The sequence below is a fragment of the Polymorphum gilvum SL003B-26A1 genome, from assembly GCF_000192745.1.
Classification (GTDB): domain Bacteria; phylum Pseudomonadota; class Alphaproteobacteria; order Rhizobiales; family Stappiaceae; genus Polymorphum; species Polymorphum gilvum.
On the sequence record NC_015259.1, the window covers coordinates 3460441 to 3481283 of the forward strand.

Here is a 20843-nt window from a genome sequence, read left to right on the forward strand (position 1 = left end):
AGCCGGATTGACCTTGCGCACGGGTGGGCCCGAAACGCGTTGATTCAGATCAACTTGTGCCGCGCGCCGTTGTGCGGCGCAGTCGGACGGATGGCCGCAGGCAGTCGTCCACAGAAACGCGCATCCCCCTCCCGACGGGGCCCGCGACACGGAAAACCTCACTTATATCTTTGTTTTCAAAATTAATTTTAATACTTCGAAGATTGAAAATAAAAGGATCGACATGCCCGCTACCAGGCCCCGATGCGCGCGATTGACGCAGCGCAGCAGCTTTCGGACGCAGCGGAAACTTCGTGTTCCGACCCACCCCCTTACGTGGGAACGCCGGCCGATTCGCCACCGCGCCGGTCGGGATCACCGGCGCGGAGCCCGACCGATGATTGCAAGGGTCGCAGCCGGCAGGATCAGGACGAGCACGACGTAGCGGGCAAGCTGGTGCGCCGCGACGAAGGCCGGGTCGAGGTCGAGCATGAAGGCGAGCAGCGTCATGACCTCCAGCCCGCCCGGCGCATAGGCGAGCAGCACCTGACCGAACGGCAGGTTCAGCCAGACGGCGATGAGCCAGGCGCCTGCAACGGAGACCAGGATGCCGACGACGAAGGCGCCGATCGAGGCGAGCACGAGACGGACGAACATGGCCACGGTCGTGCCGCTGAAGCGAGTGCCGATCATCGAGCCCAGGCCGATATAACAAGCGATCAGGACGGTTTCCGGGGGCATGGTATGAGTGAGGCCGGAGGCATTGAGCGCCGCGCTGACGAAGAAGGCGCCAGTCAGCCAGCCGCCGGGGACGTTCAGACGAATCGCGACGATGCTGCCGGCGAAGCAGGCGAGGAAGGCGGCACCGAGTTCGTACCACGGCGGCAGTGTGGCGGGCGCTGTCGCCAGGCTCGGCATGGGCTCGGTTCCGACGATCAGCGCCGGCAGGATGGCAACCAGAAAGAACAGCCGCACGGTCTGCGAGGCCGCGATCTTCGGCAGGTCGGCGGAGCGTTCGGACGCGAGCGCGATGACGAACGACAGCGCACCGGGAATGGCGCTGAAATAGGCGGTCTCGCGCGGCCATTTCGCGACGCCGTGCAGGAAGGCATAGGTCGCGCCGGTTACCGCGACGACGACCAGCGCCAACATCGCCATGGACGCCGGCCAATCGCCGATGCGCTCGACCGTCTCGGGCGTCACGCCGGCCCCCATCATCATGCCGAGCAGGATGAACATGCCGTCGCGCAGGCGGTTGGGGAAGGCCGACGGCATGCCCGCGAGGGACGCCAGGGCGACCGCGACCATCGAGCCCGACAGCCAGGCCGCCGGCACGTCGATCCGGTCGAACACAAAGCCCCCCACCGCGCCGACGAACAGGGTCGCGGCGAGCGCCTTCAGCAGGGTGGAATCGAAACGGGGCATGGTCACGAGAAGGCCGAGGGAGGATCGGTGCGGCAGTGAGCCTTCCGTTTATACATCCACATGCCGTTCCGGCCAGTCCTGTTTGCGTTTTTCCTCGCTCCGCAACCGCGGACTGCAATCGGTGCAGGGTCTTGAGCAAGATCAAGGCGCCTCTGCCGGCAACCGTGGCATGAACAGATCATGACCAAGAACGCCCTCACCTACGCGTCGCGGAACGTTCCCCGCTACACGAGCTATCCGACGGCGCCGCATTTCCACGGCGGAATCGACGGCGCCCTCTATGCCGACTGGCTCAGGGCCTGCCCGCCGGAAACGGAGCTTTCGCTCTATCTGCACGTGCCGTTCTGCCGCGAGATCTGTCACTATTGCGGCTGTCACACAAAGGCGACGCGCAAGGACGCGCCGCTGATCGCCTATGCGAAGACGCTCGGCCGGGAAATCGAACTCGTCGCGGAGAAACTCGGTTCCGCGCGGCCGGTCAGCCACATCCACTGGGGCGGCGGAACGCCGAGCCTGCTGCCGCAGGAAAGCTTGCTGGAACTCGCCGGCCTGCTGCGGGTCTCCTTCGCGCTGTCGCCCGACCTGGAACATGCCATAGAGCTCGACCCGCGGCTGGTGTCACCGGGCCTAGCCGCGACGCTGGCCGCCATCGGCGTGAATCGGGCGAGCCTGGGTGTCCAGGACATGGATCCCGTCGTGCAGCGGGCGATCGGCCGCGTCCAGCCTTACGATGACGTGGTCAGGGCCACCGACGCCCTGCGCAACGCCGGCATCACCGCCCTCAACTTCGACCTGATGTACGGCTTGCCGCATCAGACCAGTGCAACGATCCTCGATACGGTGGCGCGCACGCTCGAACTGGCGCCGTCGCGGATCGCGCTGTTCGGTTACGCCCATGTGCCCTGGATGAAGAAACACCAGCGCCTCATCGACGAGGCGGCGCTGCCGAGCCCGCAACTCCGCCTGGAACTCGCCGAGATCGCGCGCTCCGCGCTGCTGGAGGCCGGTTACGAAGCGATCGGTCTCGACCATTTCGCGCTTTCGGACGATTCCATGGCAATCGCTCAGCGCGAGGGCAGGCTGCGCCGCAATTTCCAGGGCTACACCACGGATACCGCAACCGCCCTGATCGGCCTCGGCGTCTCCTCGATCGGCCTGCTGCACCAAGGCTACGTCCAGAATGCGTCGGACGTCGGTGCCTGGGAGAGGGCGATCGAGGCCGGTCGCCTGCCGATCGTGCGCGGCATCGCCATGGACGACGACGACCGCGCGCGGGCCGACATCATCGAACGGCTGATGACCGACTACGAGGCCGACGTCGCCGCGATCGCGACTGCTCACGGAATGCAAGTCTCCGCCTTCGACGAGAGCATCGCGAAGCTGGACGATTTGGTCGTCGACGGACTTGCGCTCGTCGACGGCTACAGGGTCCGGCTGACGGATGCGGGCCGCACCTATGTGCGCATCGCCGCCGCGGCGTTCGACGCCTATCTGGGCAAGGCCGCACCGACCGCCGTCGTGCCGCGCCATTCGATGGCCGTTTAGAAAACGGTCGTTGTCGCGACGAACGCAGGCTGCCTGGCCGAAGGCCGCGCCCGAGCAGACCATGACAAGCGAAGGCCGGGAAAACAAAGGGCCGGCTTGAGGCCGACCCATAACGTAACGTAAGGATTTATGCCGTGGAAACCGCGTCAGTGCTTGCCGGTCAACTGACACATGGCACAGACCTTGTTCAGGCGGATCTCGTCGTTGCGCTCGACAGTGATCAGACCGCGGCGCTTCATCTCCGAGATGACCCGGCTGACGGTCTCAATGGTCAGACCGAGATAGTCAGCGATTTCCTGACGAGTCATGAACAGTTTCAACTGACGCGTATCGCCTCCCGTCTCGGACGGACCGGCGCATTCCGTGCCGCCGCGGTCGGGAACGAGATGCATCAGGAAACTGGCGACACGCTCCATCGCCGATTTGCGGCCCAACAGAACGGCGTGCTCATGCAACACCTGCATCTGGGCCGCGAGGCAGCGGGTGATCTGACGCTGGAAGTCCGGCGAGCCGGCGATGTGGTTCATGTCCACTACGTTCACCTTGGCGTCGGTCAGCGTTTCGGCGGTGCAATTCTGTTCCTTGCCGGCCGGAATGCCGAAGATGTCGCCGGGTCGCAGAACCTCGACCACCTGGCGCCGCCCGTCGGGCAGGAGCTTGAAGAGCATGACGCTCCCCTTGGCCAGCTCGAAGATCCGGTCTGCCGGGTCGCCTTCGTAATAGACGACTTCGTGCGGCTTGAAATGCGATGTCTTGGCTCCGAAAGCGGCCAGACTGGGCACCTCGTCTGCAACGGCAGTACCAAAGACGGCGGTTCGCTGAGCGATATCGATCCCCGGGTTTCGGTCAAGGTAAGCCATTCTTCCCTCCATTGGCAGCCGACGCACCGGTCCAGAGGTTGCGATCCTACACCGAGTGGAAGACCGTCCTGGCTGGTCAAAGTGTCGCTTCTGCCCCGTCCGACAGAAGTGACTTGTTCGCCGACACCGAAACCGTAGACCGACCCTCGACCATGCAAAATCCGGTCGAACGCGTAAGGCCTTCTACCTAGCTGGATCGACCGGAAGAGGATCAGCAAATTCCGCAGCGTCCAAAAGGCACTTGCAGCTTGTCGGCGCCGACAGAAGGGAGACCGCGAACGGCCAGCACGTACGCGCCAGACAGGCGGAAGCGAGCCACCGGGCGAGTCAAAGGTAGGGGACGAGCGCTTCTTCGGTCAGCGGCTTGCGCAGGAAGACGACAGGCCGGATCTCGTCGAAGATCCTGCGGATCTGATTGTTCGACTGGCCGGAGATCACGATGATCCGAGGTGGCTGGCGCATCTGCTCGAGCCAGCGCACGACCTGGACGCCGCTCAGTCCCGGCAGACCGAGGTCGACGATGACCGAATCATCGGGATTTGGCGGCCGAGCTTCGAAAAAGGATTCCGCATCGGGATAGCAAACGGTTTCGTGGCCCACGCCCGACAGAAGGACCGCAAGCGCATCCGCCACCGCGAAATCGTCTTCTATGATGTGAACCGTCACCGACCAGAAGCTCCCGGCAAGCAGACCCGATACCAAGTCTCCCCATATAGGCCCTTTTGGCGCATTCCGAACTACGCACTACTACTGCCTTCCGGATTTTCGGCAAGTTTCCAATTATTTTGCTTGATGCGAGTGGGTCACACGGCGCCCCGCGCTCAGGTCGCACCTGGGCCGGGCCATCAGCGTCCAAGAACGATGCGCACGAGGTCGGCCGCATTCCTTGCACCGAGCTTCTCCATGATCCTGGCGCGATGTACCTCGACGGTCCGGGGGCTGATGCCCAGAGAGCGGCCGGCTTCCTTGTTGGACGCGCCCGACGTGATCTCGGACAGCACCTCGCGTTCGCGACGGGTCAGTTGTTCGGCACCCGCAAAGTCGCCAGGAAGGTCGGACTGGGTCTGGCTGCGGGCCCTGGTGGCGGCTATGCCTTCGCGCACCCGGTCCACCACGGTGACTGCGTTGAACGGCTTCTCGATGAAATCGAAGGCGCCGTTGCGGATCGCCTCAACCGCCATCGGAATGTCGCCCTGACCGGAGATGATGAAGATCGGTGCGTCATAGTGGTCGGCGCTGAGCGCCTTGAGGACGTCGATGCCGGAGCGACCCGGCATGTGCACGTCGAGGATAACGCTGGCCGGCGCCTTGAGCCTGGCCGCCTCGACGAAGGTGTCCCCGTCCTCGAAGGTTTCGACGGCAAAGCCTTCCATTTCGAAGACCACGGCCAAGGCATCCCTCACGGCAGGATCGTCGTCAACGATGTAGATTGCCTGTGCGCCAGTGGTCATTGCTTTTCCTTTCTTGGCCGAACCGCGACACGCCCGCTCATCCGTTCGAACCCTCAGCGGCGTTGCATTCTATCGGCAACCTGAGAATGAATGTCGCCCCTTCGCCGGACAACGGCGGCTTCAGTAGCAGGTCGCCGCCATGATTTTGTGCAATGGTCCGTGAAATGGCGAGTCCGAGACCGAGACCCTTGCGCTTGTGGCTCGAAAAAGCACGGAACAGTTCCGGGACCACTTCCTTGGGCACGCCGGGGCCGCTGTCCGAGATCCGGAACTCGACGAAGTCGTCGGCGCGGGTCACGGTCAGCCGCACGGACTTGACCGGGCTGTCCGCGACCGCTTCCTTGGCGTTGCGCAGCAGGTTGACCAGGACCTGGCGAATCTGGACCTGATCGATCGCCAGCGCCGGCAGGGTGTCGTCCAGCGCGATCGAGAACCGCACGCCGCTGCCGGCCGAACCGAGTTCCACCAGTTCCACGCAGGAGCGGGCGAAGGCGGGCAGATCGGTCTCGCTGCGGTCGGGCTCGCGCTTTTCGACGAACTGGCGCATGCGCTGGATGATCTCGCCGGCACGTTCCGCCTCGCGCACCGCCTTCTCGATCACTCCATGCGTCTGGTCGTCGATCTCGCCGGTGCGTCTGGTCTTGCGCGCCACGGCCTGCAAATAGAGCAGGATCGCGGTCAGGGGCTGGTTGAGTTCGTGGGCGATCGCCGCGCCCATCTCGTCAATGGCGCTGATGCGGGTCATGTGGATGAGCTGGGCCTGGGCCTGGGCGAGGCTCTTTTCCACCGCCTTGCGCGGCCTGAGGTCGCGCAGGATGCCGATGAACTGGCGGCCGTCGGGCGTCGGCGCCTCGCCGACCGACAGTTCGACCGGGAATTCCGTTCCGTCCTTGTGGCGGGCGGCGACCTCACGGCCTATGCCGATGATGCGCTTTTCGCCCGTCCTGAGATAGTTCTCGACATAGCCGTCGTGCGCGACGGCATAGTGCGCCGGCATGATCAGCGAGACGTTCTGCCCAAGCGCTTCGCCGAGGCTATAGCCGAACAGCGCCTCGCAGGCCTTGTTGTAGGCAAGGATGTGCATCGTCTCGTCGATCACGACGATGCCGTCGACCGCCGTGTCCAGCACGCTGGCAAGACGCGCGCCGGAAACCGTCCAGGCCTGCTCCCCCTCCCTGACTTGCCCCTCACGCATCGCGCCCTGCCGCCGGTTTCGCGCCGAACCGCCAGAAATCCTTGCGGATTCAGTTGTTACGCAAAAACCCGTAGCGCATTGCGAGGCTGCACGTCAACGCGCCAGCCAGCCGGCAATTCGTCGCGCCCCTTCTTCCAGGTGATCGACCCGGCGGGCGAAACACAGCCGCAAGAAGGCTCCGCCGCCGGCACCGAAGGCCGACCCGGGCGCCAGCCCGAGACCCGTGCCGGTCGCCAGGTCGAGGGCAAGCCGGCGCGAATCCGGATGGCCGTCGAGCGCGAAAAACAGATAGAAAGCGCCGGCCGGCGGGGCGTAGCGGGCCTGCCCCAGGGCGTCGAGGGCGCTGCAGACGAGGTCGCGGCCGCGCACCGCGCGGGCGATCTGCTCGGCGACGAACGCCTCGCCCTCGTCCAGCGCCACGGTCGCCGCGCGCTGCATGAAGGCAGCCACCCCCGAGGTCGAATACTGGATCAGGTTTTCCACAACCTGGCCGAGCTCCGCGGGCGCCGACAGCCAGCCGATGCGCCAGCCGGTCATCGCCCAGTTCTTGGAGAAGGTATTGACGAACAGGATCCGGTCGTCCGGCTCGCAGATGTCGTAGAAGGACGGCGCCCGGCCGCCCTCGCCGTAGTAGAAGCGGCCGTAGACCTCGTCGGCGACAATCCACAGGCCGTGGCGGCGGGCGACGTCGAGCATGCCGGCGAGGATCTCGCGTCCGGCGACCCAGCCGGTCGGGTTGCAGGGCGAGTTGACGAACAAGACCCTGGTCCGCGGCGTGATCGCGGCGGTCAGGCGCTCTAGGTCGAGGGTCCAGCCATCGGGCGAGAAGGCCATCTCGACCGGAACCGCCCGGGCGCCGAGCACCTCCGCAGCGGCGGCGAAGTTGGGCCAGGCCGGGCTCGGCACGAGCACCTCGTCGCCGTCGCCGGCGACCATCTGCAGGGCGATCTGGATCGCCTGCATGCCGGAGCCGGTGACGAAAAACCGGTCAGGCGAGAACGGCCTGTCGTACAGGCGCTCATGGTAGCGGGCCAACGCCTCGCGCAGCGTCGGAAGTCCGCGCTGGTAGGTGTAGAAGGTCTCGCCGTCGCGCAGCGACCGCTCCGCCGCCGCGCAGATGAACTCCGGTGTCGGCAGGTCACCCTCGCCGACCCACAGCGGCACCAGGTCGGCCCGCTCGCGGGCCGCGTTGACGACTTCGACGATGCCGCTCTCGGGTGCAAGGCGCGCCGGCGCGCGCAGGGCGGCGAGCAGGGATGTGGTCACGCGTGTCTCCGTCTCGGGCAGGAGGTCCAGAAGGGCGGGACCTTACAAAGCCTCGCGGCGAAAGACACGTCAAACTGCGTGAAACGCAGTTCACGGGAATTGATGGATGCCGGAGCCGGACTCGGGGGCCGGCGCTGCTCCGGCTGCCGTCACTTCTTCAGCAGGTCGCGGATTTCCTCGAGCAGGACTTCCTGGCGCGGCGGCACCGGCGGCGCCTCGGGTGCTTGCTCCTGCTGACGGCGCAACCGGTTGACGCCCTTGACGACGACGAACAGGGCGAAGGCGACAATCAGGAACTTGACCACGGCGTTGATGAACAGGCCGAGGTTCCAAGTCACCGCGCCGGCCGCCTTGGCCGCGTCGACGGTGGCATAGGGCCCCTCGGGCGTGCCCTGCTTGAGAATGACGAAGAGTTCGGAAAAGTCGACGTTGCCGAGCACGAGGCCGATCGGCGGCATGATCACGTCGTCCACCATCGACGACACGATGGCGCTGAAGGCCGCGCCGATGACGATGCCGATCGCCATGTCCAGCATGTTGCCCTTGATGGCGAATTCCTTGAATTCCTTGAACATTAGAACCCCCTTAAGTGAGCCGGCGCACCCGTCCGGCGACGGCGGCGGACGGAAACGCCGTTCAGCCTGCGGATTAACTCATTGTTTACGCTGCAGCGCAATTCGCCTTCGCGGACCACCGTGGCGGGTTCGTCCGCAAGGCCAATGGACAGGGGGCAGCGCTTGTGATCCGATCTCCTGCAAAAGGTGCCGCCCGGACAGGGCGGCGTCGGCAAGAGGGCCAGCCGGCGCGCCGGCGCGGCCAGGGAGGCGAAACGACAGGGGCATGCTGGACGGCTGGATCGTCATTCTCGCGGCGCTCGGCTACATCCTGCTGCTGTTCGCGATCGCCAGCTACGGCGACCGGACGGCGCGCCGCCTCGTGCCCGGCCAGGGCCGGCCGCTGATCTACGCCCTATCGCTGTCGGTCTACTGCACGTCCTGGACCTTCTACGGCTCGGTCGGCGCCGCCACGCGCAACGGCTTCGAGTTCCTGACCATCTACCTCGGCCCGATCGCGCTGTTCCTGCTCGGCTATCCGCTCCTGCGCCGGATCATCCGGCTGTCCAAGACCGAACGGATCACCTCCATCGCCGACTTCATCGGCGCGCGCTACGGCAAGAGCCAGTCGGTCGCCGCCGTCGCCACCATCATCGCGGTGATCGGCGTCATTCCCTACATCGCCCTGCAGCTCAAGGCGGTGTCGCTGTCGGTGACGACGATGATCGGCCCGATCGGTCCGCCGGCCGACGCCTGGCTGCTGTCCTCGTTCGGCGACATCACGCTGCTGATCGCGGTCGGCATGGCGGTGTTCACCTGGCTGTTCGGCACGCGCCACATCGACGCCACCGAGCACCAGGAGGGCCTGATGCTGGCGATCGCCGCCGAGGCGATCGTCAAGCTGTTCGCCTTCCTCGCCGTCGGCGTGTGGGTGACCTATTCGCTCTATGACGGACCGGTCGACCTGATCTCGACGATGTCGCACAATGCCGAGGTCGCAGCGGTGTTCTCCCAGCCGCTGAGGACCGACCACTGGCTGGTGATGACGACCCTGTCGACCATCGCCGTCCTGCTGCTGCCGCGCCAGTTCCACGTCACCGTGACGGAGAACAACTCGGAGGCCGAGCTGCGCCGGGCGACCTGGCTGTTTCCGCTCTACCTGGTTCTGATCAACCTGTTCGTGGTGCCGATCGCGGCCGCCGGCATGCTGCAGATCGGTGACGGCATAAACCCCGACACCTACGTTCTCGCGCTGCCGATCGCCGCCGGCCACGGCTGGCTGGCGCTGTTCGCCTTCATCGGCGGCCTGTCGGCGGCCACCGCGATGGTGATCGTCGCCACCGTGGCGCTGGCGATCATGATCTCCAACGACATCGTCGTGCCGCTGATCCTGCGCCGGCGTAGCGAAGACGAGATCGTCGCCGCCTCAGGCCGGGACATGAGCCGGCTTCTGCTCAACACGCGGCGCATGGCGATCTTCGCGATCCTGCTGCTGGCCTATGCCTACTATCGCGCAGCCGGCGACACGGCGGCGCTGTCGGCCATCGGACTGCTGTCCTTCGCCGCCGTCGCGCAGTTCGCGCCGGCCTTCGTCGGCGCGCTCGTGTGGCGGCGGGCGACCGCGCGCGGGGCGATTGCCGGAATGGCGTTCGGCTTCGCCACCTGGGCCTATACGCTGCTGCTGCCCACCTTCGCGGAATCCGGCCTCATCCCGCGAACCATCCTGGACACCGGCCCGTTCGGCCTGACGTTTCTAAAGCCGCAGGCGCTGCTGTACATCTCGATCGACCCGTTCATTCACGGCGTGCTTTGGAGCCTTCTCGGCAATCTTGTGTTCTTCATCGGCTTCTCGCTGACGCGTCCGCCGGAGCCGGCGGAGCGGCTGCAGGCCAACATCTTCGTGCCCGCCGACCTGGCCCCGACCCCGTCTCTTCGGCTGTGGCGCAGCACCGTTACGGTCGGCGACCTGAAGGCGACGATCGCCCGCTATCTCGGCGAGGAACGCACCGAACGCTCCTTCGCGCGCTTCGCCAACGAGCGAGGCCTGTCGCTGGACCCTGCCGCGCCCACCGACGCTGCCATGCTGCGCTACGCCGAACAATTGTTGGCGTCGGCGATCGGCGCGGCCTCGTCGCGCCTCGTGCTGTCACTGATGATCAAGCGCCGGGACACGACCGTCAAAGGCGCCATGAAGCTGCTGGACGACGCCTCCGAGGCGATCCAGTACAACCGCGACCTGCTGCAGACCGCGCTCGACCAGGTACGCCAAGGCATCGGCGTGTTCGACCGGGACCTCCGGCTGATCTGCTGGAACCGGCAGTTCCGCGACCTGCTCGGCCTGCCGCCGGAATACGGCCAGGTGGGCACGTCCCTCGACGCGATCATCCGCTTCAACGCCAAACGCGGCGAACTGGGCGGCGGTCCCGTCGAGGCCATCGTCGCCGACCGTATCGAACGCCTCGTCGTCCGCCAGGACACGTTCCAGGAGCGGCTCGCCCTGTCCGATACCGTGCTCGAGATCCGCATCAGCCCGATGCCCGGCGGCGGCATCGTGACCACCTTCACCGACATCACCGAACGGGTGATGGCCGAGGACGCCCTAGCGCGGGCAAACGAGACCCTCGAGCGGCGGGTGCGCGAACGCACCGAGGAACTAACCCGTGTCAACCAGCAGCTCGTACAGGCGACCAATGCCGCCGAGGAAGCCAATATCGGCAAGACCCGCTTCCTGGCCGCCGCCGGCCACGACATCCTGCAGCCGCTGAATGCGGCCCGGCTCTATGCCTCCGTGCTGGTCGACCGCTTCCGCGACGGGGAGACCGGCGAACTGGTGCGCAACGTCGAGGCCGCGCTGGAATCGGTCGAGGACATCATCGGCGCGGTGCTCGACATCTCGCGGCTCGACACCGGCGCGCTCAAGCCGGAATGCACGGTCTTCCGCCTCAACGAGATCTTCCGCGCCTTGCATCTCGAGTTCGAACCGGTTGCGCGGGAAAAAGGCCTCACCCTGACCTTCGTGTCGACGTCGCTGTCGGTACGCTCGGATCGCCGCTTGTTGCGCCGCTTGCTGCAGAACCTGGTTTCCAACGCGCTCAAGTACACCGGCAGCGGCCGCGTCGTGATCGGCTGCAGGCGCCACATGGGAAAGGTGCTGGTCGAGATCCACGATACCGGCATCGGCATCCCGCCGTCCAAGCAGAAGGTGATCTTCCTGGAGTTCCACCGGCTCGACGACGGCATCCGGGCCGCCAAGGGGCTGGGTCTCGGCCTGTCGATCGTGGAGCGGATCAGCCGGGTGCTCGACCATCCGGTACGGTTGCGCTCGAAGGTCGGCAAGGGCTCGTGCTTCGCCGTCGAGTTGCCGGTCGCCGCAGCCGTGCCGGTGGAATTCCAGCCGCCCGAAGCGCCGCCGCCGCCGGGGCAACTGGATGGATTGCTGGTGCTCGCCATCGATAACGAACCAGGCATCCTCGACGGCATGCGCCGGCTGCTGGAAAGCTGGCGCTGCGAGGCGATCACGGCCCGCGACGACATGGAGGCGGCCGTCAAGATCGGCCAGGCCGGCCGACGACCGGACATCCTGCTGGTCGACTATCACCTCGACCAGGGCAACGGCATCGACTGCGTGGTCCGCTTGCGATGGAAGTTCGGCTCGGACATTCCCGCGCTGCTCATCACGGCCGACCGCAGCCGGGCCGTGCGTGCCGAAGCCAAAGACAAGGACATCGACATGCTCAACAAGCCGGTCAAGCCGGCGGCATTGCGCGCGCATCTGGCGCGCTGCCGGGCCGAGATGACCCCAGCCGAATAGGCGCGGACGCTACTCGACGTCGACCGAGACCTGCCACTGGCCGGCCTCGATGCGGGAGGCGGCGATCACTGCCTGGGTCCGGCTCTCGACGCCGAGCTTCTGCAGGATCGCCGAGACATGCGCCTTCACAGTCGCCTCGGACACCGACAGCTCGTAGGCGATCTGCTTGTTCAGCAGGCCCTCGGACAGCATCATCAGAACGCGGACCTGCTGCGGCGTCAGCGTCGCAAGCCGCTGCACCAGTTCGGCGCTGCCGTCGTCTGCGGCCAGGTTGACTTCCGGGGGTGTCCAGACGCCGCCGTTCATCACTGCGGCGATCGCCTCGCGGATCACCTCGATGCCGTGGGACTTGGGAATGAAACCGGAGGCGCCGAATTCGACACAGCGCCGGATCGCCTGCGGCTCCTCGTTGGCGGACACAATGACCACCGGCACGGCGGGGAACTGCGCGCGCAGGTACATCAGGCCGGAAAATCCGCGCATGCCGGGCATGGTCAGGTCCAGCAGAACCAGATCGACCTCGCCGTCCGACTCGAGCCGCGCGGTGACATCCTCCAGCGTCCCGGCCTCCTCGATGACCGAACCGGGGTATTGGAGCTCCAGGGTCTGGCGCAAGGCGCCGCGGAACAAGGGATGATCGTCAGCAATAATGAAACGGTATGCGGTTTCCGGCACGCCCTTGGCCCTCCCCTTGGTTCCGCTCCGGATCGTCCCGGTGCAACCGCCGTGATTGCGCGTGACGACGGGATGCAGCGACGGGATGCAACGACGGAGTGCATCCGGCCCCTGCCCTTGCCCCCGCCGCTTCCTCCCGCCATACGGCGGTTCCTGTCCTCCCCGGCCGGAGACGGGCCGAACCACCGTCTTCCATACATCAGGATGCAGTCTTGACGAATTATGTTTGCGCCACAATCAATACGCAAGCGCCGGCTTGTGTCGCCGCTCAGGCGCCAAGGTAGTGCAGGGTCAGGGACCGCTGGTGCGCCTGCGCGCGGTGCTCGACCACATAGACCGCCTGCCAGGTGCCGAGGTCCATGCGTCCTGCGACGACAGGTATCGGCAGGCTGACGCCGGTGAGGACCGCCTTGACGTGGGCCGGCATGTCATCCGCGCCCTCGCTCGCATGGCGATAGGGCGCAGTTTCCGGCGCCAGACGGCCGAGGGCATCGACGAGGTCTGCCTGCACGTCCGGATCGGCGTTCTCCTGCACCGCCAGCGACGCCGAGGTATGACGCAGGAACAGGGTCAGCAGCCCGTCGGCGGCGGCGATCTCGGCCAGCCAGGCGTTCACCGGCGCGGTGATGTCGTGAAACCGGCGCGGTCGCGTCGCGACCACCAGCCGTCCGAGCGCCTGACGCAGGCTGCGCGCCTCCGCATCAAGGGTCCAGACTTCCGCGGCACGACCGTTCATCCGACCTCCTCCGGTATCTCCGGCCCACACGCAGGCGCGGCCGTCCGCCCTTGGCAGCAGACCTGCCAGGGGCTAGCTTGACCGCCCGACCGAGGCACCGGAAAAAGAACCACAGCCCATGACCTTGATCAATCCCGCGCTGTTTCGCGACGAGGCCGCCAGCGACGAGACATTGGCATTCAACCGCGACCTATCCGCGCGCCTGAACGCGCTTCCCGACCAGTGGATCTTCCCGCCGCAGGTGGTGCGCGAGCGCCGAGAACAGGGCCTCGGCCCGTTCCCCGCGCCGGTGCGCAGCCCGCGCGCCGAGACGCGGGTGATCGAGGGGCCGCACGGACCGGTGCCGCTTCGCCTGTTCCGGCCCCAGGGCAAGTCGGCAACCGGTGCCTTCCTGCATATCCATGGCGGCGGCTGGACGCTCGGCTCGGCCGACGCGCAGGATCCGCGACTGGTGGAAATGGCCGACCGGACCGGCCTGCTGGTCGTCTCGGTCGACTATCGGCTCGCCCCCGAGCACCCCTATCCACAAGGTCCCGACGATTGCGAGGCCGCGGCGCTGTGGCTGGTGCGGGCCGGCGCGATCGAGTTCTCCGTGTCGCAGTTCGCGCTCGGCGGCGACAGCGCCGGCGCCAACCTGGCCGTGGCGACGATGCTTCGCCTGCGCGACCGGCACGGGCTGACCCCGTTCTGCGCCGCCGTACTGATCGCCGGCTGCTACGACCTGCGGCTGACGCCGAGCGCGCGCTCCTGGGGCATGGACAAGCTGGTACTCAACACACGCGACATGGATATGTTCGTGCGTCACTATCTCGCCCATGGTCAGGATCCATGGACGCCGGACATCTCGCCGCTCGCCGCCGACCTGCGCGGCCTGCCGGCAGCGCATTTCGTCGTCGGTACCCGCGATCCGCTGGTCGACGACACGCTGTTCATGGCGATGCGCTGGCTGGCGGCAGGCAACGCCGCCGAGTTGAAGCTGTTCCCCGGCGGGTGTCACGTTTTCCAGAATTTTCCGCTACGGATTGCGGCAGAAAGCAACAATCTGATTGATAAATTCCTGATCGAAAGTACCCAGTAGAAACATAGATGCACAGATTCGCCACGAAGCGTCCGAACGAAAATATTACCTCGGAGACGAATTTTAATGACAATTCAGGATACGCTTTTCTCTTTTGTTAACAACTGGGAATGTGACGAGAACTACCATCTCAACGTGCAGTTTTATTTCTCCAGATTTGACGAGGCTGACCGGCAGTTCCGGCTAATGACCGGTTTCAGCGATTCTCTCGTCGGCCCACGGCGGGTGCGTCACGTACGCTACCACCGGGAGCTGACCCTCGGCACCCTGGTCACGGTGCGCTCGTCGATCGCGTTCGACGGGCCGCATGTCATCACCGTCGTGCACGAGATGCACGACGCCAGCCGCGGCGTCCTGGCCGCGACCGCGATCGACGGCTACACGCCCGGCGCGGACTCGGCCAAGGCGTTGCGCAGCCGCTTCAAGGACGTGCAGCAGCCGATGAGCGACGAGGCGACACCCAGGGGCCTGTCCGCTTCGCCGGCAACCGGGAGGGCGACCCTAGACGGCGTGCTCGCCGCCGGCGCCGGTATCGTCTATCGCGCCACCGTTCTGCCGCGCCACCTCGGACCCGACGGGCGCGCCGACGACGCCTTCGCCCTGTCGTGCTTCACCGACAGCGCACCGCACCTGTGGGAACGCACGCCGATGACCCACGCCTGGCTGAGCCAGCACGGCTGCGGTCGCGTCGCTGTGGAAATGAAGCTGACCTGGCTCAGCCCGGTGAAGGTCGGCGAGCCGGTGGTCGTCGCAACCGGCCTTACCGGCTGCCAGAACCGCACCTTCTCGTTCCGCCACCACATGTACGAGAGCCGCACCGCGCGTCCGGTCGCAGTCTGCGACGTGGTCGGGCTGGTGATGGACCTGAGCGCGCGCAAGGCGGTCGACCTGCCGGCCGGCGCCCGCGAGGCGATCAGCCGGATCAAGATGGACTGAACCGCCGGCGTCGCTGCGGACGCCGGATCCCAGCTAACGGGCTCCCTCGCCCTCGAAGCCCTGCTGCAGGTCCTTCATCAGGCCGAAGAAGCGGCGCATCGCCTTCTCGGTGAAGTCGAGAATCTCGTCGAGCTGCTGCTCGTCCTTCTGCGACAACTCCGATTCCGCTGCGTCAGGAACCTCCCGTTGCGAGGGCATCGGCGGCGCGGGCTCGGTGCGCTGGCCTTCCAGGTCCTCGACGCGGGCCGCCAGGCGCTCGATCTCCTGCGTCAGGCGCTCGATCTCCTGCGTCAGGCGCTCGATCTCGGCCTGGTATGCGGCCTCGGCATCGGGCGCCGGCATGCAGCGCCACAGCGCATTGACGCGCCGGCAGAAGGCGACCGCACCGGTGCTGCGGTCGAGGCGCAGGTATTCGCCGTCGACGGCGATCAGGCTGTAGCGGTTGCGGTCGACCGCGGGCGCGCCCACTCCCTGGTCGGCCGGCGCCGGCGTCGCGTCCGGGGCCTGCGCCTGCGCCCCAGCGGAAAGACCCGCCACCAGCACGGCCGCACAAAGGGCTCCGAGAAGTCCCGACCGCCGCATCCATGCTCCTGTCATCGCCGTTGCTTCCCTTGTCCGTGCCGCCAGCGGCCGATGCGCCGGCAAGTCCTTGCTATCGCGTCCTTGTGACGAAAGAGCGGCGCTCCGCGTCCTGCTCCGGTCAGACCGGCACATAGGGCGGACGGGCGCTGATCAGCGCATCCTCGAGGAGGTCGAGCCGGTCCTGGCCCCAGAACGGCTCGCCGTTGAGCACGTAGCAGGGCGAGCCGATGACGCCGATATCGACCGCCAGCTTCTGGTTCTGGGCATAGCGGGCCTGCACCGCCGGCCCCGACGCCTCGGCCAGGATCGCCCGCGCGTCGGCTCCGACCTCGCCGAGCAGGGCGTCCAGGGTGGCCGCGTCGGAAATGTCCCGGTCCTCGACCCAGATCGCCCGGAAGGCCCGAATGCTGAAATCGCTCGTCGGTCCGCCGGCTTCCGCCAGCGCGATGGCACAGCCGTCGCACAGGGTCGGATCGACGGGAAAGAACTTCGGCTTCAGCGTCAGCGGCTGGCCGCGCTTGTCGCGCCAGCGCTGCAGCTCGATGACGCGGTAGGCCTGGCGCACCGGATGACGCCTGGCCAGCGGCAGACCGCCCGAGGCATCGAACACGCCGGCCAGATTGACCGGCCGCGGGATGACCCGCGCGCCGTGCCGCGCCGCAAGGTCGAGAAAGGCCCTGTGGCCCAGATAGGCCCAGGGCGAGACATGGGTATAGAAATAGTCGATGGTGACGGACACCGCGGCCCTCCTGCCTCTTGGCTCGTCGCTTCGTGTCGCCACCTTGCGCCGGGGCCGCGACCAGATCAAGCGCCGCTCGGGCCGCCGTTCAGGCGCGCGTCGCCGACAGCAGGGCCTCCAGCGTGTCGATACGGTCCGCCTCGGCCGGGATCTTGTCCCAGCGCAGGCGCGAAATGCGCGGAAAGCGCATGGCGAGACCCGACTTATGCCGCCCGGACCGGTTCAGCCCCTCGAAGGCGACTTCGACGACAAGCCCGCGTTCTGGCGTGTGGACAACCTCCCGGACCGGGCCGAAGCGGTTTTGCGTGTTGGCGCGCACGAAGCGGTCGATCTCGCGCAGTTCCTCGTCGGTGAAGCCGAAATAGGCCTTGCCGACCGGCACGAGTTCGCGCGCGTCAGGCGCGCCGCGCCAGACCCCGAAGGTATAGTCGGAGTAGAATGACGAGCGTTTGCCGTGGCCGCGCTGCGCATACATCAGCACCGCGTCGATCAGGAACGGGTCGCGCTTCCATTTGAACCATTCGCCCTTCGGCCGGCCGGGAAGGTAGGGCGCTGCGCGCCGCTTCAGCATGACCCCCTCGACGGCGGCGGCATCGGCCTCGCCAAGCAGGCGGCCGGGTTCGTGGCGGGCGGTTGCAAGCTCCGCCCAGCCGTCGAACGGCACCAGCGGCGACAGGTCGATGCGCGGCGAGGCAAGCTCGGCGACGAAGCGTTCGAGCCGCGTCCGCCGCGCATGGAACGGCAGGGAGCGCAGGTCCTCGCCGTCAACCGCCAACAGATCGTAGGCGCGGATGGCGACCGGATAATCGGCGATGATGCGTGCTCCCGCGCTCTTGCGGTTCAACCGCTTCTGCAGGTCGGAGAAAGGCTGCACCGCGCCGTCGCGCACGACGAGCAGTTCGCCGTCGATCGCCGCATCGAAGCCGAGATGGTCGAGCAGGTCCGGGAAGGCGGCCGAAATGTCCTCGCCGCTGCGCGAATAAAGGCGCCGGCCGTGCATGCCTCCAGGCTCCCGGCCCGCCGCCGCCTGGACGCGGATGCCGTCCCATTTCCATTCAGCGGCAAAATCGGCGGCATCGAGCGCGGCAAAATCCTTCTCCTCGTTCACGGGATGGGCCAGCATGGGCGGTCGGAACGGAGCCGGATCGACATTTCGCGGCCGGTCCGCGCGCCCTTCGGCCCAGGCGAACAGTTCCGCATAGGGCGTCGCAAGCCCGTTCCAGATCTCCTCGATGTCGTCGGGCTCGAGCCGGCCGAGGCGGGCGACCGCTGTCTTGGCGAGGCGCGCCGAGACGCCGACGCGCAGGCCGCCGGTGATCAGTTTCAGCAGCGCCCAGCGCCCGATCTCGTCGAGCCGGTCGAGCCAGGTCGACAAAAGCGCCGGCGCCTGCGTCCTGCCGGCTCCCCGCAGGCCGGAAACGACATCGCGCAGCGCCAGTGGCTCGGCCCCGTCATCCGGGCGCCCCGCCGGGGCAGTCCACATGAGGGCGATGGTCTCCGACAGGTCGCCGACGAAATCGTAGGACAGGCCGAACAGCACCGGATCGACCCGTTCGGTCACCAGCCCCTTGAGCAGCGCCGGCTTGGCATGGGGGAAATCGAGACTGCCGGCCAGCGCGGCCAGGGCATAGCCGCGGTCGGGATCGGGAGTCGTGCGGAAATAGTCGACGAGCAGCGCTTCCTTCGCCGTGCGGCGCGGCTCGAAGGACAGGCGATCCAGCAATCTGGCAAAGGCGTGCATGGGCTCCCGGACGATCGGAACGGAGCCATTCACAAGGCCCCCTGCCTAGATGAGCCCCGGTGAGCGAACCGACAAGGGGCCGATGCGCGGCCTTGTGCCGTTTTCGGCGGTGCTCCGGCGGTAACAGGTGGACGACAGACGCCGTTTGCCGTATAGGCCAACCAAGCTTGAACGAGCCGGGCCCCTGACGCAAGATGGCGTCCGCCACGGCTACCCTCACTGAAAGACACGCATGATCGAACAGCACGCCGTCGCCCCGGCGCTCGCCGCCGCATTGGCGAAACGCGGCTACACCAGCCTGACCCCGGTCCAGGAGACCATCCTGGCGCAGGCCCCTGCGGAGGCCGACCTGCTCGTTTCGGCGCAGACGGGATCCGGCAAGACCGTCGCCTTCGGCCTCGCCTTGGCGCCCACGCTGCTCGGCGACGCGGACCGGCTCGGCGCGGCCGGCGCGCCGCTGGCGCTCGCCATCGCCCCGACGCGCGAGCTCGCGCTGCAGGTCAAGGCCGAACTGACCTGGCTCTACGAGGAAGCCGGCGCGCAGACCGCGTCCTGCGTCGGCGGCATGGATCCGCGCTCGGAGCGACGCGCGCTCGAACGCGGCACCCATATCGTCGTCGGCACGCCTGGCCGGTTGCGCGACCACATCGAGCGCGGCGCCCTGGACCTGTCGCAGCTCCGCGCCGTCGTCCTGGACGAAGCCGACGAGATGCTCGATCTCGGCTTCCGCGAGGACCTGGAGTTCATCCTCGACGCGGCGCCCGAGGACCGGCGCACGCTGATGTTCTCCGCCACCGTGCCCAAGCCGATCGCCGATCTCGCCCGCCGGTTCCAGAAGGACGCCGTGCGCCTGTCGACGATCAGCGCGCGCGAGCAGCATGGCGACATCGACTATTTCGCCCATCCGGTCGCACCGAACGAACGCGAAAACGCGATCATCAACGTGCTGCGGTTCTACGAGGCTGACAAGGCCATCGTGTTCTGCTCGACACGCGAGGCAGTGCGCCGGCTGACCAGCAGGCTGGCCAACCGCGGCTTCTCCGTCGCGGCGCTGTCCGGCGAACTCAGCCAGAACGAGCGCACCCATGCGCTGCAGGCGATGCGCGACGGCCGGGCCCGCGTCTGTGTGGCAACCGACGTCGCCGCGCGCGGCATCGATCTGCCAAACCTGGACCTTGTCATCCACGCCGACCTGCCGACCGGCAAGGCCGGGCTGCTGCACCGCTCGGGGCGCACCGGCCGCGCCGGCCGCAAGGGCTCCAGCGTGCTGATCGTGCCCTTCCCGCGCCGGCGGGCGGCCGAACGGCTGCTGCTGAGCGCCGACGTCAAGGCGGCCTGGAGCGACGCGCCGGCGGCGGCGGCGATCCGGGACAAGGACAAGGCCCGCCTGCTCGCCGACCCCGTGCTGACGGAGCCGGCCGAGGAGGAGGACCTGGCGCTCGCCCGCGAGCTTCTGTCCGAACACGGCCCCGAGCGCATCGCGGCTGCCTTCGTGCGCCTGCACCAGTCCGGCCTGCCGGCTCCCGAGGACCTGACCGAGGGCGGCGCGGACGACATTCGCGGCCGCAGCCGGGGCGAGCGCGCGCCTTTCGAGAGCGGTCCGTCCAGGGCCTTCGAGGTCCGCAACAAGTTCGAGGACGGCATCTGGTTCCGCCTGTCGCTCGGCCACAAGCACAAGGCCGACCCGCGCTGGCTGCTGCCGATGATCTGCCGCGCCGGCCACGTCACCAAGCGCGAGGTCGGCGCGATCAAGATCGGCGGCACCGAAACGCTGTTCGAGATCGCCGGATCGCATGCGCACAAATATGCCGACATCATCCGCCGCGAGGGCTCCGGCGAGCGCGGCGTCGTGATCGAGCCGGTGGACGTACGCGGCGGACGCGCGCCGGCCTTGCGCACGGAGCATGACGACGAGGACCGGCCGAGCCGCTACGAGCGCGCCCGCGCCCGGGCGCCCGAACGCGGCTTCGAAGCGCCGCGCAAGCCGGCCCGCCGGCGCCGCTTCGACGACGAACCGGCACCGACCCATCCCGCCTTCGCGCCGCTGTCGGAAGCCCCGCTCGACACCGGCGAGCGCCGCGCCAGGCCAAGCAAGGCCGAGCGACAGCCGCAGCCCGGCGACGGTGACGGCGGTGCGTCACCGGAGCGCAAGAAGCCGGCGGCCAAGGCCGCCAAGGGTGCTGCCGGCAAGAAGGCCGCCCGGAAGAAGGGGCCATCCCGCGCCGAGCGCAAGGCGACCAAGGCGAAGTCCTGACGGCGGACACCGCGCA

The 20843-nt window shown here is 67.3% G+C and carries 17 protein-coding genes; 5 read left to right on the forward strand and 12 right to left on the reverse strand.

The annotated features are described in order from the left end of the window. Positions 1 to 354: 354 nt before the first annotated feature. A complete protein-coding gene (locus SL003B_RS16220) occupies positions 355 to 1404 on the reverse strand; it encodes an AbrB family transcriptional regulator (RefSeq protein WP_013653945.1) in 1050 nt (349 codons plus the stop codon). 180 nt (positions 1405 to 1584) lie between these two features. Between SL003B_RS16220 and hemN the strand changes: the two genes are divergently transcribed. Continuing rightward, positions 1585 to 2949, forward strand: coding sequence for an oxygen-independent coproporphyrinogen III oxidase (gene hemN / locus SL003B_RS16225; RefSeq protein WP_013653946.1), 1365 nt, complete (start codon positions 1585 to 1587; stop codon positions 2947 to 2949). 146 nt (positions 2950 to 3095) lie between these two features. On the opposite strand, the gene SL003B_RS16230 is transcribed toward hemN, so the two are convergent. The 6 genes from SL003B_RS16230 to mscL form a co-directional block, all read right to left on the reverse strand. Then, positions 3096 to 3809, reverse strand: a complete 714-nt coding sequence (locus tag SL003B_RS16230) for a Crp/Fnr family transcriptional regulator (protein ID WP_049792602.1) — start codon at positions 3807 to 3809, stop codon at positions 3096 to 3098. 327 nt (positions 3810 to 4136) lie between these two features. Further along, positions 4137 to 4475, reverse strand: a complete 339-nt coding sequence (locus tag SL003B_RS16235; protein WP_013653948.1) for a response regulator — start codon at positions 4473 to 4475, stop codon at positions 4137 to 4139. Positions 4476 to 4654: 179 nt separating this feature from the next. After that, the gene (locus SL003B_RS16240; protein WP_013653949.1) at positions 4655 to 5260 is read right to left on the reverse strand and encodes a response regulator transcription factor; all 606 of its coding nucleotides are present in this window, start codon (positions 5258 to 5260) and stop codon (positions 4655 to 4657) included. A gap of 37 nt (positions 5261 to 5297) precedes the next feature. Continuing rightward, entirely contained in the window at positions 5298 to 6455 is a 1158-nt protein-coding gene (locus SL003B_RS16245; protein ID WP_013653950.1) for a two-component system sensor histidine kinase NtrB, read from the reverse strand. Positions 6456 to 6548: 93 nt separating this feature from the next. Beyond that, positions 6549 to 7721, reverse strand: a complete 1173-nt coding sequence (locus SL003B_RS16250) for a pyridoxal phosphate-dependent aminotransferase (RefSeq protein ID WP_013653951.1) — start codon at positions 7719 to 7721, stop codon at positions 6549 to 6551. Between the two features lie 149 nt (positions 7722 to 7870). Beyond that, positions 7871 to 8296 (reverse strand): large conductance mechanosensitive channel protein MscL, encoded by a 426-nt coding sequence (gene mscL / locus SL003B_RS16255; RefSeq protein WP_013653952.1) that lies wholly within the window; start codon positions 8294 to 8296, stop codon positions 7871 to 7873. A 265-nt stretch (positions 8297 to 8561) separates the two neighbouring features. On the opposite strand from mscL, the gene SL003B_RS16260 reads away from it, so the two are divergent. After that, positions 8562 to 12086: a hybrid sensor histidine kinase/response regulator gene (locus SL003B_RS16260; protein ID WP_013653953.1), complete on the forward strand. Its 3525-nt coding sequence runs from the start codon at positions 8562 to 8564 to the stop codon at positions 12084 to 12086. A gap of 9 nt (positions 12087 to 12095) precedes the next feature. Here SL003B_RS16260 and SL003B_RS16265 read toward each other — a convergent pair whose 3' ends face one another. Both SL003B_RS16265 and SL003B_RS16270 read right to left on the reverse strand, forming a co-directional pair. Next, the gene (locus SL003B_RS16265) at positions 12096 to 12761 is read right to left on the reverse strand and encodes a response regulator transcription factor (protein WP_013653954.1); all 666 of its coding nucleotides are present in this window, start codon (positions 12759 to 12761) and stop codon (positions 12096 to 12098) included. 268 nt (positions 12762 to 13029) lie between these two features. Further along, positions 13030 to 13497, reverse strand: coding sequence for a secondary thiamine-phosphate synthase enzyme YjbQ (locus tag SL003B_RS16270; protein ID WP_013653955.1), 468 nt, complete (start codon positions 13495 to 13497; stop codon positions 13030 to 13032). Between the two features lie 118 nt (positions 13498 to 13615). Between SL003B_RS16270 and SL003B_RS16275 the strand changes: the two genes are divergently transcribed. Both SL003B_RS16275 and SL003B_RS16280 read left to right on the forward strand, forming a co-directional pair. Then, positions 13616 to 14575: an alpha/beta hydrolase gene (locus SL003B_RS16275; RefSeq protein ID WP_013653956.1), complete on the forward strand. Its 960-nt coding sequence runs from the start codon at positions 13616 to 13618 to the stop codon at positions 14573 to 14575. A gap of 186 nt (positions 14576 to 14761) precedes the next feature. Then, positions 14762 to 15511, forward strand: coding sequence for an acyl-CoA thioesterase (locus SL003B_RS16280; protein WP_242390261.1), 750 nt, complete (start codon positions 14762 to 14764; stop codon positions 15509 to 15511). A gap of 33 nt (positions 15512 to 15544) precedes the next feature. Here SL003B_RS16280 and SL003B_RS16285 read toward each other — a convergent pair whose 3' ends face one another. From SL003B_RS16285 to SL003B_RS16295, 3 genes are all read right to left on the reverse strand, one after another. Then, a complete protein-coding gene (locus SL003B_RS16285) occupies positions 15545 to 16093 on the reverse strand; it encodes a hypothetical protein (RefSeq protein WP_013653958.1) in 549 nt (182 codons plus the stop codon). A gap of 118 nt (positions 16094 to 16211) precedes the next feature. Further along, positions 16212 to 16832 (reverse strand): 2-hydroxychromene-2-carboxylate isomerase, encoded by a 621-nt coding sequence (locus SL003B_RS16290; RefSeq protein WP_013653959.1) that lies wholly within the window; start codon positions 16830 to 16832, stop codon positions 16212 to 16214. Positions 16833 to 16920: 88 nt separating this feature from the next. Then, positions 16921 to 18573, reverse strand: coding sequence for a cisplatin damage response ATP-dependent DNA ligase (locus SL003B_RS16295; protein ID WP_013653960.1), 1653 nt, complete (start codon positions 18571 to 18573; stop codon positions 16921 to 16923). A gap of 232 nt (positions 18574 to 18805) precedes the next feature. Between SL003B_RS16295 and SL003B_RS16300 the strand changes: the two genes are divergently transcribed. Then, complete coding sequence (locus SL003B_RS16300; protein WP_013653961.1) at positions 18806 to 20827, forward strand: DEAD/DEAH box helicase; 2022 nt, start codon at positions 18806 to 18808, stop codon at positions 20825 to 20827. The last annotated feature ends 16 nt before the right edge of the window (positions 20828 to 20843 follow it).

Coding starts and splice junctions, on each gene's coding strand:
- SL003B_RS16220 (WP_013653945.1), bottom strand. CDS start 1,404: ATGCCCCGTTTCGATTCCACCCTGCTGAAGGCGCTCGCCGCGACCCTG.
- hemN (WP_013653946.1), top strand. CDS start 1,585: ATGACCAAGAACGCCCTCACCTACGCGTCGCGGAACGTTCCCCGCTAC.
- SL003B_RS16230 (WP_049792602.1), bottom strand. CDS start 3,809: ATGGCTTACCTTGACCGAAACCCGGGGATCGATATCGCTCAGCGAACC.
- SL003B_RS16240 (WP_013653949.1), bottom strand. CDS start 5,260: ATGACCACTGGCGCACAGGCAATCTACATCGTTGACGACGATCCTGCC.
- SL003B_RS16245 (WP_013653950.1), bottom strand. CDS start 6,455: ATGCGTGAGGGGCAAGTCAGGGAGGGGGAGCAGGCCTGGACGGTTTCC.
- mscL (WP_013653952.1), bottom strand. CDS start 8,296: ATGTTCAAGGAATTCAAGGAATTCGCCATCAAGGGCAACATGCTGGAC.
- SL003B_RS16260 (WP_013653953.1), top strand. CDS start 8,562: ATGCTGGACGGCTGGATCGTCATTCTCGCGGCGCTCGGCTACATCCTG.
- SL003B_RS16270 (WP_013653955.1), bottom strand. CDS start 13,497: ATGAACGGTCGTGCCGCGGAAGTCTGGACCCTTGATGCGGAGGCGCGC.
- SL003B_RS16275 (WP_013653956.1), top strand. CDS start 13,616: ATGACCTTGATCAATCCCGCGCTGTTTCGCGACGAGGCCGCCAGCGAC.
- SL003B_RS16280 (WP_242390261.1), top strand. CDS start 14,762: ATGACCGGTTTCAGCGATTCTCTCGTCGGCCCACGGCGGGTGCGTCAC.
- SL003B_RS16285 (WP_013653958.1), bottom strand. CDS start 16,093: ATGCGGCGGTCGGGACTTCTCGGAGCCCTTTGTGCGGCCGTGCTGGTG.
- SL003B_RS16295 (WP_013653960.1), bottom strand. CDS start 18,573: ATGCACGCCTTTGCCAGATTGCTGGATCGCCTGTCCTTCGAGCCGCGC.
- SL003B_RS16300 (WP_013653961.1), top strand. CDS start 18,806: ATGATCGAACAGCACGCCGTCGCCCCGGCGCTCGCCGCCGCATTGGCG.